This window comes from Amniculibacterium aquaticum (genome assembly GCF_003852705.1).
Lineage (GTDB): Bacteria > Bacteroidota > Bacteroidia > Flavobacteriales > Weeksellaceae > Amniculibacterium > Amniculibacterium aquaticum.
This window is the reverse complement of sequence record NZ_REFA01000001.1, coordinates 258,601-275,144: the sequence shown is the minus strand read 5'-3', so window position 1 is coordinate 275,144 and position 16,544 is coordinate 258,601. Positions and strand designations below refer to the sequence as shown.

The window sequence follows — 16,544 nt, the reverse complement described above, 5'->3', positions numbered from 1 at the left end:
AACATCGAGATGGATTTTTTTGTACTAATCTTCGTCTTCGTATTGCTCCAAATAATACGAAAATGAAAAATCCTCCAACTCATCTTCAGCATCTTCCAAAGTGGTCAGTAAGTCCTCAAAAATCTCCAACTGCTCCACAGAAAGGTTGACAAATTCTATATGCAAAGGCAATTCGACAAAACCGGTGAGGCTGTCGTAGAGGGCATCCAGATTATCACCAAAATCCTTCGGCAGAGTCAATTTGGATTTCAGTTGATCGTAAAAATCTTCATAATCGCCTAGATCTACAAAGTCAATATAAACGGTATTTACACTCATTTTATTTATTATTATTTCTTTTCAAAAGTTTTATAATGATCGTGGGTCACCCAAACATCACCCGATTTGGTATAGACCATGCGATCGGTCTGTCTTCTGCCGCAAATATAATTCAAATCGGCTTCAAAATACTGAACTCCTTTTGGAAGTTGACCTTCACGATTGCTGAACTTGTCCCCGCCTATGGCTTTCCCAGGTACTGCCTCGCACAAGTTTCCTTGAGAAGGTACCCAACCACGACTTCTGGCTTCGGATTTTTTGATATAATAGTTCGGCAATTCATGATTTTCTTTTACATAGTCCACCACAACATTTTCTTGGGTAAGTGCGGTAATGTCTGCGTTTTCAGAATTATTACCCTTATAATTTACCTGCTTATTCTCAACCTTTTTTTCTGGATATTCAAAAGTATTCCCTACTTTTTGAGTGATTTGCTCCGTTCTTTTTTCAATTTTATAGGTTTTGAAAAAAAACATAATTCCCAAACCGAGTACAATCCCAACGAAAAGGATGAAATAATTTTTAATCTTATCGTTCATGTTTATAAATTTGTATTACCTCCAATCTTCCTGAATATCACAAACCGGAATGGGATTAATTTTATGTTGTGCCGCAGCATTCATTCGTTTAAATATTTTGTAAACTTCTAAATCACGACCCGAATAATCCGATTCGGATTTCAGTCCCCATTCTTTTTGAATTTTTTCCAGCTCAGGATAGGTCGCACCAATTTGGTTTTCATCGGTTCTTTCGGCATCCCACAATCCGTCGGTCGGTATCGCATTTTGGATGTCATCAATAAGATTAAGAGCTCTTGCCAAGGCGTACACTTCGGTTTTATACAGATCTCCAATGGGCGATACATCGACACCACCATCACCGTATTTGGTATAGAATCCGATGCCAAAATCTTCCACTTTATTTCCCGTTCCGCACACCAAAAGTCCGTGGATCTGACCAAAATAATAAAGCGTAAGCATCCTCAAACGACTTCTGGTATTGGCCAAAGAAAGATTTTGTTGCGACAGATGATCATTCTCCTGTGCTAGGGTCGAATAAAAAGCTTCAAAAGGGGCATCCAAACTTACGGATCGTGTTGTTACATTCGGAAAACGATCCGCCAACCACTCCATGTGTTTTTGCGCACGATCTACCTGATCTTTTTTTTGACGAATCGGCATTTCTATTGCCAAAACCTCTAAACCCGTCATGGCACAAAGTGTGGAAACCACTCCGGAATCCACCCCACCAGAAACCCCAATAACATAACCTTTTACACGAGCTATTTCGGCATATTCCTTTAACCAAACAACAATTTTATCTATTATTTTTTTTTCTTGCATCTTAGAATTTGTATGAATTTGAAGGACAAAAATAAACAAAAAAAATCCGCATCGAAAAATCAATGCGGATCAAAAGTGGTTTCTCCAGGAATCGAACCAGGGACACACGGATTTTCAATCCGTTGCTCTACCAACTGAGCTAAGAAACCTTTTTGGTAAACAACACTTCAGAAGTATTGTGGTGCAAAAGTAGGCTTTTGTTTTATATCTTGCAAATGCTTTTCGAAAAAATATCAAATTATTTGTCAACCCCGATTAGGCTTCACTTTCACAACCGCGAAAGAAACACTTATAAGATCCTGAAAAACTGAACATTAACACAAGCTAAAATCAATTTAGACTTTTTAACAAAAACAAAAACATTCCCACAAAAATATTCAAAATCACCTTACAAATAATTGAGGATGCCGCGATTATTGCTTACTTTTGCATACTAAAATTTGACTCGTATAAAATGAAGATTTTCAGAAACCTTGCCCTTGCAACTGCTCTAACCTTAGGATTGATTTCTTGTGAAAAAGAAAAGCAAAACAATTGGCAAGTCGAAATAAAGAAGCCCATTTCCAAAGTAGAATTGGTCGATATTTCTAAAGATTTTTTTGATCCCAACATGGGTTTAGAACAGTTTAAATCCCAATATCCTTGGTTTCAAGGAACGGTAAGCGATGAAGATTTTTCTAAACGAAGAACGGACGCCAAGGAAATTGAAGTTTATAAAAAAGCATTGACAAAAATAGACCTCAACAAGTTGAATGCGGGATTGGCCGATCTATTCTCCCACATCCAGCATTATTTTCCGAAATTCAAAAGTCCAAAAGTCTTCATTTACTCATCCGGCTTGCAAGCGTTGGACGATCCTATTTTTTACCAACCCGAAGCCAACATGGTGTTCATCGATATTTCGGCTTTTATGGGCGAAGGAAACCCGCATTACGACGGATATGAAAAATATTTGCAAAAATCCATGAATCCTGAGAACATTGTCCCAAAAACCTCATTGGTTTTCGCACAAAATATTGTTCCCGCCAACAAAAACCACATGAAATTCATCGATCAGATGATCTATCAAGGTAAAATCATGTTGCTTCAAGATGCTTTTTTACCAACGACTGCAGAGCATTTGAAAATGAACTATACCGAAAAACAGTACGAATGGTCACAAGCCAACGAAGTCAATATTTGGAATTATTTTGTTGAAAACAACATGGTCTTTGGCGACGATCCCCGATTGGAAGAGCGATTCATCCTACAAAGTCCTTTTTCTAAATTTTATACAGAAATCGACAATAAATCTTCGCCTCAAGTGGGAATTTTTATCGGATGGCAAATCTGTAAAAAGTTTTTGGAAAAACACCCAGAAACCAAGTTGACCGATTTATTGTCCATGGACTCTACAAAAATATTCAACGAAAGCGAATACAAACCTAAAAATTAATACAAACAATCCTTAACATACCTATAATACAATGAGACAAACCACCATCACCATCAATGTAGAACTTGATGACAACCATATCCCAGAAAAACTAACTTGGAATGCCGAAGACAGCGGTGTAAAAAATGAAGAAACCAAATCGGCCATGATTTCCGTTTGGGACGACAAAACCATGGAAGCCCTAAGAATCGACCTTTGGACTAAAGATATGCCACTCGATCAAATGAAAATGTTCATCCACCAATCCATCGTTTCTTTGGGACAAACTTACCAAAGAGCTTCCGGCGAAGAAGATGTCGCATTGTGGTTGGAAGAAATGGCCAATGAATTTGCCATAAAATCAGCCATCAGAATATAATTCAAAAAAACAAAAAAAAATGAAATTCAATACCAAAGTTATACACGGTGGACAACACCACGAAGCCGTAACCGGGGCGGTCAATGTTCCTTTATTTTTAACCTCGACTTTTGCACAAAAATCTCCCGGCGAACATTCGGGATATGAATATTCCAGAGCTGCAAACCCAACAAGACAAGCCTTGGAAGATGCCTTGGCAAGCATAGAAAACGGAGCCAGAGGTTTGGCTTTCGGATCCGGTTTGGCGGCCATCGATTGTGTTTTAAAATTACTAAACCCGGGCGATGAAGTAATCGCTTGCGACGACCTTTATGGTGGTTCTTACAGAATGTTCGTTAGGCTTTTTGAAAAATATCAGCTGAAATTCCATTTTGTAAATATGGAAAACACCGAGAACATCACCGAAAAAATTACGGCCAAAACCAAGCTGATCTGGTTAGAAACCCCAACCAATCCTTTGATGAAACTCATAGACATCAAGGCGGTTTGCCAAGCTGTGAGCGGTAAAGGAATTTTAGTAGCTGTGGACAACACTTTTGCTTCGCCGTACCTACAAAACCCTTTGGATCTGGGTGCTGACATCGTAATGCATTCGGCTACAAAATACATTGGCGGACATTCGGATATTATTGCTGGAGCATTAATTGCTAAAACCCCTGAATTGGGCGAGCAATTGCATTTTATACAGTTTGCCAGCGGTGCAATTTTGGGCCCTCACGATTCGTATTTGGCTCTGCGAGGAATAAAAACTTTGGCGATTAGAATGCAAAGACATTCCGAAAATGGACTAAAAGTAGCTGAGTTTTTACAGAACCACCCAATGATCAAAGAAGTCATTTACCCAGGACTTAGCAACCACCCACAACACGAATTGGCGAAAAGCCAAATGAGAAATGGTTTCGGCGGCATGGTTACTTTCACTTTCCGTTCCGGTAAAAAAGAAGATGCCATCAAGTTTTTAGAAAATCTAAAAGTTTTCACTTTGGCAGAAAGTCTTGGTGGAGTTGAGTCTTTGGCCAACCATCCTGCTTTGATGACCCACGCCTCTATCCCGGCTGAAAAAAGAGCCGAGATTGGGATCACCGATGATTTGGTACGACTAAGTGTTGGTATCGAAGATATCGAAGACCTTCTTACAGACATCGACAACGCTTTGAAAGCATAAGTACAATAAAAAATCCCGAATTATTCGGGATTTTTTTATGCTTTTTATTGTTCTTCTTCAAAATAAAGACGGTAGTATTTTCCTTTATCATCCTGTCCGGTTTCCAGCATTTTGCGATCACCATGAATGTAGATGTGGAAGTTTTTATCCAATTTGATGATGGATTTAAAATGTCTCTGTTGTTTTTTAACCGCCGTTTGATGGATCGGGAAATCTTCAGAAAGAGCCACCTGCATTTCTTGTTCGTAATCGGATTTAAAATTCCCAAAACTCTCAATAACATGTTCGTCTTGCAGCACGGTTTTAGAGAAATCATCAAAATCAAACTGTTCTTTTTCTTTGAAATAATTCAGAGATTTATTTAGAAATTCCGCCTGATCGGCTTTAGAAACTTCAAATTCTTGAGGCAATTGCTTGGTGATGTAATCTTTGTACACCGTCAGTGTTTCTTGAGTATGAAAATAATCATCGTCTCTCTGTTTTACTTTCAAGAAGTCTTCATACCAATAATAGATATCACCGGACTTATTGTTATCGTACACAGAAAGTACAAATCCCGTTTCCTTGTCGTTGTTGTAGATCATCACCCCTTTGTCGGGCTTGGATAGACCTATTCCGAAATCTTTATCCAGATCGTAGCCGTCGTTATCATTGGCATTCACTTTTAGGAACATTTCCTTTTTTTCGGTTTTAAAGATGCCTATTTTATCAATTTTTCCGGCGTCACTTTCTTCACCTTCAAAGAAAATTACAAAAATCTCTCCTCCGCTAACTCTTGGGTTTTCAGCAATTTCAAAAAGATGCTTTGCAATGGTTTCGCTTTCCCAAAGAAACTTCGCCTGATCTTCAAAAATTTCGCTTACGGCACCGTACACCACATTGTTGGCAAGATAAGAATCTCTGTAAAATTGGAATTGCTCTTCGGATTTGAAGCCGGAAAGAAAGTAATTCTCCAGAACTTCCAACATTTCTTCGTCCAACTTCAGCTCTTCGTTGGACAAGAACAAACCTTCCTGATTGATTTTGTTACCAACTTTATGTACAACTATTTTTGATATCATTTTTTTTAGAATTTTAGAAATGCAAAAATAGAATTTCAAATCGACAAAGAAGAAAATAATACTTAATTTTGAAAAATGAATGCCTCACTTTTCAATCTTGTCGAACAAACCAACAGAAGTATTTTTTTAACCGGAAAAGCCGGTACCGGAAAGACCACTTTCCTGAACGATTTCGTGTCGAAAACTAGAAAAAAACACATTGTGGTTGCACCTACAGGGATTGCAGCCATCAATGCAGGTGGCGTAACCATACATTCCATGTTTGGATTGCCGCTGCGACCGTTCTTGCCCACTTTGGAAAGGGTGGACAGCAATCTTGGAAATAACATTGTGGATCTTGTACAGCATTTCAGGTACAGAAAAGACAAGAAAAAATTGTTACGAGAGATCGAGATCATCATCATAGACGAGGTTTCCATGCTTCGTGCCGATGTTTTGGACATGATGGATTTTGCCTTGAGAACCGTGAGGAGAAATCAGCAAAAATTTGGAGGCGTACAAATGCTTTTCATCGGCGACCTGCAACAGCTTCCGCCCGTGGTAAGGGACGAAAACATCTTAAAAATGTATTACAACTCACCCTTCTTTTTTGATAGCTTGGCACTTAAAGAAACTCCTTTAATAACCGTTGAACTCACAAAAGTATATCGACAGACCGATGAAAAATTCCTGAAAATACTCAATGCCATTCGGGAAGGAAATCCTTATGAAATAGATTTTGATGAACTGAACAAAAGATACGACCCACAATTTGAACCCAAAGATGAAGCGTATGTCTATCTTACCTCTCACAACAGAATGGCGGACGACATTAATCAAAAAAAAATAAAAGAGCTTCCTGGGAAATCGAGATTGTATCATGCAAAAGTACATGGCGAATTTAAGGAAAGCCAATATCCCAATGAGGAAACTCTAGAATTAAAATGCGGCGCCCAAGTGATGTTTATCCGAAACGATGCCAGTGGCGAAAGAAAATATTACAACGGAAAATTGGCAGAGATCACCCGTATTGAAGAACATGAAGTTTGGGTAAGAATTGAAAACCATACCGAAGAATACCAAGTGAAAAGAGAAGTTTGGGAACACAAAAAATACACACTTGGAAAAGACAAAAAAATTGAAGAAGAAGTCGTAGGAAGTTTCGAACAATACCCCATCCGTTTGGCTTGGGCGGTAACCATACATAAATCTCAGGGGCTAACTTTTGACCGATTGATTATTGATGCAGGCAGCTCTTTTGCCTCTGGACAGGTCTATGTAGCGCTTTCCCGATGCAGGACTTTGGAAGGCATTGTTCTGAAATCCAAAATCACCCCAGAAGTCATCTTTAGCGACCATAGAGTAGAAAACTTTCAAGAAGAAACCAATGCAAACGATAAGATTGATGAAATATTAGAAGCCGAAAAATACGATTTTGCCATCCAAAAAGTACTGCTAAAAATCAATTGCTCTTGGTTGAAAAACGCTATTGACGAATGGAACCTCCATACCAGAAATGCCCAACTTCCGGACAAAGTGAAGGTGCAAAACATGTACACCACCTTAAAAGCCGAGAGTGAAAACCTAAATACTATTTTTGTAAAATTTGAAAAAATACTTTTACAAAAAGTTCAAAAATATACGATCGGTGAAGAGAACTGGACAGAAATAGAAAATAAAGCCACAGGCGCAGCACAGTTTTTCCTGAAAAATACCCGAGAAAAAATATTTGTCCCACTCAAAGATCTCTATGCCGAAACCAAAGGTGTAAAAGGCATGAAAGGCTACAACGAAGAACTGAAAACCATCTTGGACGATTTGGTGGACTACATGGACAACATAAAAGACCTTTATTTATTAGAAAAACCACTCATTAAGGAAGAAGAAAAACAAGAAAGCACGAGTAAAACGGTAAAAATACCGACACACATCGTTACTTGGAGGCTCTTCCAGGAAGGAAAATCCATCTCCGAAATTGCCAAAGAAAGAGGAGTTTTGAACACAACAATTATTGGTCATTTCTCTAAGTTTGCTGAAGCAGGAACACTGGAAATGGCTGACCTGAAAAGAATCATCACCAAAGAAAAAATTGATGTTTTCAAAAAAAAATATCAAGACCAACAATACGACAACCTCAACGACTGGAAATCTAACCTCCCGAACGATTTTGATTATGGTGAAATTAGATTGCTATGGACCTACCTGGACCACAAGAAAAATCATTCATAAACCGTATCTTTGCAAAAAAATTTACATAAAAAATGTCACAGTCTAAACTCAATACCATACCAGAAGCCATAGAAGATCTTAAAAACGGAAAAGTCATCATCGTTGTGGACGATGAAGACCGTGAAAACGAAGGAGATTTCCTATCGGCTGCAGAATTGGTAACTCCAGAAATCATCAACTTCATGACCATCCATGGTAGAGGATTAATCTGCACTCCACTTCCTGAAAAAAGATGTGACGAACTTGGTCTGGACATTATGGTCAGCAGAAGTAGCGATCCTAAAGAAACGGCCTTCACGGTGTCCATCGACTTATTAGGAGACGGCGTTTCCACAGGAATTTCTGCCAGCGACAGAGCGAAAACCATTGCTGCATTGATGGACGAAAAAACCAAACCTACAGACTTTATGCGTCCGGGACACATTTTCCCACTGAGAGCAAAATCCGGAGGCGTGTTAAAAAGAGCAGGACATACAGAAGCAGCAACCGACCTTACAAAATTGGCAGGACTGAAGGAAGGCGGCATCATCTGCGAAATCATGAACGACGACGGTACCATGGCCCGACTACCGGAACTGATGGAATTGGCAAAAAAATTAGACCTTAAAATTATTTCCATAGAAGACCTTATCGATTATCAATTGAAGAAAGGAGATTTGGTAAGAAAAATTGAGGAGAGAAAAGTAAAAACTCATTTTGGTGAATTTACTTTCCACGCTTTTCAAGAGGAGCATACCGATCAGATCCACTTTGCCTTCTCCAAAGGAAATTGGGAAATTGGAGAGCCGGTCTTGGTTAGGGTGCAAAGTTCCAGCTCTTACTTTGATGTTCTCAGCAGATTTACCAATGGCGAAACACCACTTTTGGAAAAGGTGGCCGAAAAAATAAACCAAGAAGGAAAAGGCGTGATGATCTTCATCAACAATGTTTCTAACGCCGAAAATACGATGAGAAAGCTTCAACAATTCCTAAATTTCCAAGACGGACAAGCGCAAAGACCAACACTTGCCGCCAACTTTATGGAATATGGAATTGGGACACAGATTTTGAAAAAAATGGGCATCAACAAATTCCGTGTCATCAGCCAAAACCCGCAACACAAACCAATGGTTTCCGGTTATGGTGTAGAGATTACAGAAATGGTGCAGTTGTAGAAATAAAATTGACCAATAAAAAATCCGACGAAAAATGCCTCGTCGGATTTTTTATTACCACAAAAAAAAATTGCACCCGTAGATGCAACTTTTTTATCATATAGATCAAAAATTATTTTTTGATGATTTTTCTGCTCACTTTATTTTGAAAATTATCTTGAACTGTTACAACATAATTTCCTTTTGCTAAATGAGATAACTGAACCGATTCACCATCATTAACTCTATTTGATGAAACCAATTTACCATCAACCGAGTAAACATTAACAGTCGATCTTGAAGGCAATTGCAATTTAAGTTCATTTTCAACAATAGTATTCATCTTAACCACTTTATCAAATTGCTTGATATCCATTACAGAAAGTGTAGATTTATCATAGAAAGAAATATCATCAAAATAAATTACTCCTCCACCATTATTATTACTTTCAGGATAAATTCTTAACCCTGGTCTTGCAACGGTAGCATTAACATTAGGCATCGCCTCAGCATAAAACTGTACCCAACCTGGAGCATCTGTAGAATAAGTTGCCATCTGCATATCATTACCACCAGTATCAGCACTCGCAGTTCTAAATTGGTTCCAATATCTGAATTTTGCAGTTGTAGAGTTATCTAAATACCACCCAGTAAAAACATAAGTAACCCCTTGTGTTACAGGAGTATCAACTGCCGGGCTAATAGTTTTATTTCCTGTCGCAGGCGCTGTATATGCCAGAGAAGATGCACCTCCATGTACGGTAGTTGTAGATTGAGCCACCGTAGATCCTGTTACATACCATCCGTCTGGTGCACCAGCATTCCAATTTTCAAACCCTGGATTCGGAATTAAATTGGTCTGTGCATTCGCAGAAACCGCTAAAGCCACCACTGCAAATAAAGAATACAATTTTTTCATAATTTCTAAGTTTAATTAATTAATATTACAAAATTAAACAATAATCCAACATGCCAAAAAATTTAAGTATTAAATAATTGTTAACTAACCACTTAGCACAGTCTGAAAAATTCTTAATTTTACCACCAAAGCCTTGAGCAGTTTGAAACAAAACCTTTTTATCCTTGCTTTTCTTCTAACAGTATTCCATTATGGTTATGCTCAAACTTTTTCTTGGCAAAACCCAAATCTAAAAAAAGACTCTTTAAAAAAGGATTCCATCCTTTCAGCCAAATTGCAAAAAGACTATTTCACAAGAGATACTTTGGATTTCATCAAGCATAAAAATAAAATTGTGGTGGATGAAGAAGTTTTGGTAAAACCCAACCGACAACAATTTCTTGGTGGGCTCAACTCCAAAGGATCCATCATCCGTGGGATGACTTTTGGCAACAACCAAGGTTCGTCCGTACAAAGCTCCATGGATCTTCAGATTTCCGGAAAACTTTCTCCAGACATTTCTGTTTTGGCCTCCATTTCCGATCACAACCTCCCGATACAAGCCGATGGATACACCCAATCGCTGGAAGAATTTGATAAAATTTTTGTGCAATTGGGAATTAAAAACCATACGATTATCCGCGCTGGACATTTGGATATTTTGGACGACAAAACCTACTTTGGCCGTTACCAAAGACGAAGCATGGGATTGCAACTCCTCTCCCAATTTGGTGAGAAAAACAAAACCTTCATCGATGTTTCCGGAGGTATTGCCCGAAGCGAATTTCATCGTTTACGATTTCAAGGCATCGAGGGCAACCAGGGACCTTACCGATTGACCGGGAAAAATGGAGAACAATTCATCACCGTTATTTCCGGATCCGAACAGGTTTTTATCGACGGAATTTTAATGAAAAGAGGTGAAAACCTCGATTACACCATCAATTACAATACAGGCGAAGTTACTTTTACCAGTTTCAGACCCATTCTGAAACAGAATTTCATCACCATTTCTTACAATTACACCAATAGAAATTACTCCAGATACCTGATAACCGGAAGTCTAAAACACGAAAGAGAACGACTAAAAGTAGGGATAAATTGGTTTTTGGAAAACGATAACAAAAATGCACCTCTCGCCCTGAACCTGAGCAAGGAAGATGAAAAAATCCTGAGCTTAGCCGGAAACGATCCCGAACTGATGTACGCACCATCCGGAGTGGTTACCGAATACGATGTGAATAAGGTTTTGTACGAACAAATTACCAATCCCAACGGGAATTATTACCAATATTCTACCAATGCCAATGCAACCTTGTATCAGGTAGCATTCACCTATTTTGGAAAAAATTTGGGCGATTACAGTCTAAAACAAACGGTAAACAACGGAAGAATTTTCGAATTTGTTGGCAACAACAACGGCGATTACAAAGCCGTAAGGAAACTTCCTGCGCCACAGCAATCCCAAGTTTTCTCTACACAAGCCGAATATCTTTTGGAAAATGGAAAAATAGGTGGCGATCTTTCGTTGAGCAATTACGATCCCAATTTGTTTTCATCCAAAGATTCATCAGAAAATATAGGATTTGCCACACGATTTTTTGCGTACAAAACATTTACCAAAAACAATTGGACAGGAACTCCAGGGCTTGAATTCCAACACATTTCTTCCAGATTCCATGTCTTGGACAGGATCAACGATGTCGAATTTGCAAGAGATTTCAACCTCTTACAAGAGTTCAGCCAGAAAACTCAAAATAGACTTTCCTTCAGCTTCCTGAACGATTGGAAAAAGATCAGCCACCTGAATTATCGTTTTAATTATTTGGACGAAAAAGACTCCTACAAAGGCATTAAAAATGAAATCGATTTGGGTTGGAAAAAAAACAAAATCGCCACAAAAGCCTATTTGTCCTACCTGAAAACCGATGCCACCTTCCAAAATACCAATTTCATAAAAGGAAACATCCTTGGAGAATGGTTCGGTAAGAAAGGAAGTTGGGCAGTAGGCGCAGCCATGGAACACAACCTGAAAAACTACAACGACACGGGGCTAAAAGATGTGACCAGCTTCAGTTGGAAGGAAGTTTTTGCACAGAAAAAAATTGGCGATTCGGTAAGGACAAAACTCCTCACCAAAATATATTTCCGTACCAACGACTCCATACAAGACAACCGATTGGTAAAGATGAACAATATTTTGGGCATGATGGCTGAAAGCCAAATCATAAAAACCGAAAAAACCACGCTGAACGCTCTGGTGCATTATCGAAAGTTTTACTATAAAAACCAAAGTACAGACAGCCATCAAAATGCCGATTTTATCATCGGGAATATTGCTTACAACCAACAACTTTTCCAAAATGGGATGCGTCTTCAGGCTTTTTATGAGCTCGGAAACGGACAAGAAGCCCAAAGAGAATTTCAGTACATAAAGGTTACCGACGGAAAAGGCATCTACAAATGGACCGATTACAACGGCGACGGCATACAACAATTGGACGAGTTCGAAGTGGCAGAATATGCCGACCTTGCCCAATACATACGCATATACACCAATTCGGTACGCTACATTCCGTCCAACAAAAACAAGCTCACCTTGGCATTGTTTGTCAACCCATCGGTGGTTTTCAGTTCCGAAAATGCATTTCTAAAAAGATGGAACATCAACCTCTCACTCAACACCCACAATTCATATTTCAAAAACGACAAAGCGGTGGTCATCAACCCGTTTGAGAAAAATGAAACGCAGATTCTTAAAAATCAAAACCTCTTGGCAGCAGCTCAATTCAACCCTACAGAAAAGTCCGGCTGGAACGGATCATATCGTTGGCTGAACAACAAAAACCTCATCAACGCCAACTTCAGCAACGAAGAAAGGGATCAGAATGCGCATTTCCTAACCGTAGGTTATTGGTTCAGTAAAATTTTCAGAATCGATTGGGAAAATTCTGCTCAAAACATCAACAATGCTTCACAAATGTTCGACACCAGAAATTTTCAACTTTTCAACATCGAGACCAAACCAAAAGCGACTTATAAATTTACAGAAACCATACAGGCAGAGCTTTCCACAGCGTTCCGAGACAAAAAAAGACAAGACGGCACGGAACGGTTAAAAGCCCTGGATCTGACCGGAGCGGTGCAATGGGAAAGAAAAAAAACCTCCATCCGTGGCAGTTTTTCTTTCATCAACAACGATTTTACCGGCAACAATTATTCTTTGGTCGGCAACCAAATGCTCGATGGACTCAAGCCCGGCAAAAATCAAGTCTGGTCCGTATTTTTGCAACAAAACATCAACTCCTTCATCATCCTGAATGTCAATTATGAGGGACGAAATTCCGGTGACAGAACCATACACATCGGCAGCATGCAGGTGAAGGCAAGTTTCTAATTTTTTTAGGAGCGTCACCCTTTATCCTTCACATCAAGACCCGTCCAGCTGTCCGCTGTATCTTTTGCTTCCCTCCCACTTTCCGGGCTTAGCAAAAGGATGCCGCTCCCATCTGGGCTAGAAAATCGAGTAGAGATTCTTTCAACAAAAAATTAACAGGTCGCTCCTACGGAGCTCTACCAAATTTCACAACATCCCGCTATGAACAGATCGCTCCTACGGAGCAAAAAAGCCAAGCTAAAAGCACACTTTCCATTAAAACATTTATCCAAGACAAATCATTCAAGCAATCCTTTCCTGATGATTAAATCCTGGCAAAAATTAATTTCAGGAAAAGAAATACAATGTTCAGACATAACCAATATTCCATTTATTTTTTAGATTTTTGCACTATGGCAAAACTCAAAACGGCATACATCTGCAACAATTGTGGCACACAGTTCCCACAATGGCTTGGGCAATGCAAAAGCTGCGGCGAATGGAACACCCTAACCGAAGAAATTGTCGAGAAAAAAACCTCGCAATACGACATCATCGGCAGTGGCAAACAAAAAATAGTGAACATCACGGAGGTAGAAACCGGCACCGAGCAACGACTAAAAACCGTTAGCGAAGAGCTGAACCGTGTCTTGGGCGGTGGCATTGTTCTGGGATCCGTTACCCTGATCGGCGGCGAACCCGGCATCGGAAAATCGACACTTCTGCTGCAACTCGCCCTGAAAATGAAGAAAAAAATCCTTTATGTATCGGGCGAAGAATCGGCTTCGCAAATAAAAATGCGTGCCGACAGAATTACCGACATCCAAAATCCAGAATGCTTTCTGTATACAGAAACTTCTATGGAAAAAATCCTAAAAGAAGCCAAACAACTCGCTCCTGACCTGATGATTGTGGACTCTATACAAACCTTGCAATCTCAACTTTTAGAGAGTTCGCCCGGAACGGTTTCACAGATCAGAGAATGCTCTTCGGAACTGATTAAATTTGCCAAAGAAAACAACATACCCGTCATTTTAGTCGGCCACATCACCAAAGATGGACAAATTGCAGGTCCCAAAGTTTTGGAACACATGGTGGATGTGGTCCTTAATTTTGATGGCGACAGAAACCACCTTTTCCGATTGTTGAGGGCCAACAAAAATAGATTCGGTTCGACCAGCGAAATTGGGATTTACGAAATGATCACCCAAGGATTAAAAGAAATAAAAAACCCTTCGGAATTGCTCATCACCAAAAAATCCGAAGAACTTTCTGGAAACGCAGTAGCCGTAACTTTAGAAGGCAACCGACCGATGTTGCTGGAGATACAAGCTTTGGTGAGTTCGGCCGTTTATGGCACACCTCAGAGGAGCTGCACCGGATTTGATGCCAAAAGACTCAACATGCTCTTGGCGGTTTTGGAAAAAAGAGCCGGCTTCCAACTGGGTACCAAAGATGTTTTCCTGAACATTACCGGCGGTATAAAAACCGACGATCCGGCTTTGGATCTTGCCGTTGTTGCCTCCATACTTTCCAGTAACGAAGACATTGCCCTTTCGGAAAAATATTGTTTTGCAGGAGAAATTGGACTGAGCGGAGAAATTAGACCTGTACCTCAAATAGAACATCGAATTACCGAAGCCGAAAAATTGGGCTACGAAAAAATCTTCATCTCCGGACTGAACAAGTTGTCCAAGAAAAAATTTGGTATCATCATAGAAAATGTAAATAAAATTGAAGATTTTCACGAAAAAATAATGTAAAAAAAAATGGAAATCATTTATTTAATTGTTGGTTTAATCGTTGGAGCTGTGGCATGCTATTTCACTTTGAAAGCGGGATCGGTTTCTAAAAAAGACCATGACGAATTGAACATGAACTGGGTCAAAACCAAATCGGATTTCGACCATTTGGTTCAAAAAAAGAAAGAAGACGAAGAAAAATTCAACAATGAAAAAGACCTCTTTCTGGACACACAGAATATCCTGAATGAAATTCAACTTGAAAACAAAACATTCCTTGCTGAGAAAAAATTTCTGACTGAACAAATTGCAACTCTAAAGTACGACCTGGTTGAGAAAAACAAATCCATTGAGGAAATGACTTTGGAAAAAAATGAATCCATTGCCATAAAATCCGACATCCTTGCAAAAAACAAACATTTGCAAACCCAATTGGACAACCAGAAAGAAGAAATCATCAAATTGCAGGAAATGGCTAAGAATGAATTTCAGAATTTGGCCAATAAAATTTTAGAAGAAAAAACGGAGAAATTTACCCAACAAAACGAGCAAAACATAAAAACGCTTTTAACACCTTTGCAAGAAAAAATTTCGGATTTCGAAAAAAAAGTAGAAAACACCCACAAGGAAAGCATTGACTACCATGCAGCCCTTAGACAGCAAATTGTTGGGCTGAAAGAACTGAACCAACAAATGAGCAAAGAAGCTGTAAACCTGACCAAAGCACTAAAAGGCGACAACAAAATACAAGGAAATTGGGGCGAGCTAATTTTGGAAAATGTTTTGGTAAAATCCGGTTTGGAAAAAGACAGAGAATACGAAATACAAAAAAGTCACACCACAGACGAAGGTCGATTGCAACCCGATGTCATCATCCATTTGCCGGATGGAAAAAAAATGATCATCGACTCTAAAGTTTCATTAAATGCGTATGAAAAATATATAAATGAAGAAGATGAGATCCAGAAAAGCACCCACCTACAAGAACATCTCAATTCCATAAAAAGGCATACAGAACAGTTAAGCGCAAAAAACTACCAACAGCTTTATCATATAGAAAGCCCGGATTTCGTGCTTATGTTTGTCCCGATAGAACCCGCTTTCGCATTGGCCCTAAACGAAGATACAGACCTTTATAACAAAGCATTTGCTAAGAATATTGTGATTGTAACGCCATCTACTTTATTGGCAACATTAAAAACCATTGACAGCATGTGGACCAACCAAAAACAACAAGACAATGCCATAGAAATTGCAAGACAAGCAGGAGCGCTATACGATAAGTTTGAAGGTTTTGTAGTTGACCTTATCAAATTGGGTAAAAAAATGGACGATGCCAAAATAGACTATGAAGCCGCTATGAATAAATTGGTAAGTGGAAAAGGCAATTTGGTGAAAAGCACACAGAAACTAAAATTAATGGGTGCAAAAGCTAAAAAATCTTTGCCCGAAGGATTGCTAAAAAGATCGAATATCGAAGATAATATGATTGAAGAAAATTAATGCC

Annotated in this window: 12 protein-coding genes, 1 tRNA gene and 1 pseudogene; 8 read left to right on the top strand and 6 right to left on the bottom strand. The window is 39.0% G+C overall.

The window, feature by feature from the left end; genetic code table 11:
* Nucleotides 1–24: 24 nt before the first annotated feature.
* The 4 genes from EIY84_RS01255 to EIY84_RS01240 all read right to left on the bottom strand — a co-directional run bounded on the left by EIY84_RS01255 (nt 25) and on the right by EIY84_RS01240 (nt 1,810).
* On the bottom strand, nt 25–318 hold the full coding sequence (locus EIY84_RS01255; RefSeq protein ID WP_124639677.1) for a barstar family protein: 294 nt from the start codon (nt 316–318) through the stop codon (nt 25–27).
* Nucleotides 319–329: 11 nt separating this feature from the next.
* Nucleotides 330–857, bottom strand: a complete 528-nt coding sequence (locus EIY84_RS01250) for a ribonuclease domain-containing protein (RefSeq protein WP_124639675.1) — start codon at nt 855–857, stop codon at nt 330–332.
* A 15-nt stretch (nt 858–872) separates the two neighbouring features.
* Nucleotides 873–1,661, bottom strand: coding sequence for an NAD(+) synthase (gene nadE, locus EIY84_RS01245; protein WP_124639673.1), 789 nt, complete (start codon nt 1,659–1,661; stop codon nt 873–875).
* A 76-nt stretch (nt 1,662–1,737) separates the two neighbouring features.
* A tRNA-Phe gene (locus tag EIY84_RS01240) sits at nt 1,738–1,810 on the bottom strand.
* A 305-nt stretch (nt 1,811–2,115) separates the two neighbouring features.
* Here EIY84_RS01240 and gldB point away from each other — a divergent pair.
* The 3 genes and pseudogenes from gldB to EIY84_RS01225 form a co-directional block, all read left to right on the top strand.
* The gene (gene gldB, locus EIY84_RS01235; protein ID WP_124639671.1) at nt 2,116–3,096 is read left to right on the top strand and encodes a gliding motility lipoprotein GldB; all 981 of its coding nucleotides are present in this window, start codon (nt 2,116–2,118) and stop codon (nt 3,094–3,096) included.
* Nucleotides 3,097–3,127: 31 nt separating this feature from the next.
* The gene (gldC, locus tag EIY84_RS01230) at nt 3,128–3,454 is read left to right on the top strand and encodes a gliding motility protein GldC (RefSeq protein WP_124639669.1); all 327 of its coding nucleotides are present in this window, start codon (nt 3,128–3,130) and stop codon (nt 3,452–3,454) included.
* 10 nt (nt 3,455–3,464) lie between these two features.
* Nucleotides 3,465–4,619: pseudogene (locus EIY84_RS01225) on the top strand (cystathionine gamma-synthase); the annotation flags it as partial.
* Between the two features lie 44 nt (nt 4,620–4,663).
* On the opposite strand, the gene EIY84_RS01220 reads toward EIY84_RS01225, so the two are convergent.
* Nucleotides 4,664–5,680 (bottom strand): nucleoid-associated protein, encoded by a 1,017-nt coding sequence (locus EIY84_RS01220; RefSeq protein ID WP_124639665.1) that lies wholly within the window; start codon nt 5,678–5,680, stop codon nt 4,664–4,666.
* 75 nt (nt 5,681–5,755) lie between these two features.
* On the opposite strand from EIY84_RS01220, the gene EIY84_RS01215 reads away from it, so the two are divergent.
* Together EIY84_RS01215 and ribB are read left to right on the top strand one after the other, a co-directional pair.
* On the top strand, nt 5,756–7,888 hold the full coding sequence (locus tag EIY84_RS01215) for a helix-turn-helix domain-containing protein (RefSeq protein WP_124639663.1): 2,133 nt from the start codon (nt 5,756–5,758) through the stop codon (nt 7,886–7,888).
* 32 nt (nt 7,889–7,920) lie between these two features.
* Nucleotides 7,921–9,042 (top strand): 3,4-dihydroxy-2-butanone-4-phosphate synthase, encoded by a 1,122-nt coding sequence (gene ribB, locus EIY84_RS01210; protein WP_124639661.1) that lies wholly within the window; start codon nt 7,921–7,923, stop codon nt 9,040–9,042.
* 112 nt (nt 9,043–9,154) lie between these two features.
* Here the strand turns inward: ribB and EIY84_RS01205 are convergent, their stop codons facing one another.
* Nucleotides 9,155–9,940 (bottom strand): T9SS type A sorting domain-containing protein, encoded by a 786-nt coding sequence (locus tag EIY84_RS01205; protein ID WP_124639659.1) that lies wholly within the window; start codon nt 9,938–9,940, stop codon nt 9,155–9,157.
* Nucleotides 9,941–10,082: 142 nt separating this feature from the next.
* Between EIY84_RS01205 and EIY84_RS01200 the strand changes: the two genes are divergently transcribed.
* The 3 genes from EIY84_RS01200 (at nt 10,083) to rmuC (ending at nt 16,540) form a co-directional block, all read left to right on the top strand.
* Complete coding sequence (locus EIY84_RS01200; protein ID WP_241154712.1) at nt 10,083–13,316, top strand: hypothetical protein; 3,234 nt, start codon at nt 10,083–10,085, stop codon at nt 13,314–13,316.
* 392 nt (nt 13,317–13,708) lie between these two features.
* A complete protein-coding gene (gene radA, locus EIY84_RS01195; RefSeq protein ID WP_124639657.1) occupies nt 13,709–15,058 on the top strand; it encodes a DNA repair protein RadA in 1,350 nt (449 codons plus the stop codon).
* 6 nt (nt 15,059–15,064) lie between these two features.
* Nucleotides 15,065–16,540 carry a DNA recombination protein RmuC gene (rmuC, locus tag EIY84_RS01190; RefSeq protein WP_124639655.1) on the top strand — a complete coding sequence of 492 codons (1,476 nt, stop codon included), beginning with the start codon at nt 15,065–15,067 and terminating at the stop codon, nt 16,538–16,540.
* Nucleotides 16,541–16,544: the final 4 nt, after the last annotated feature.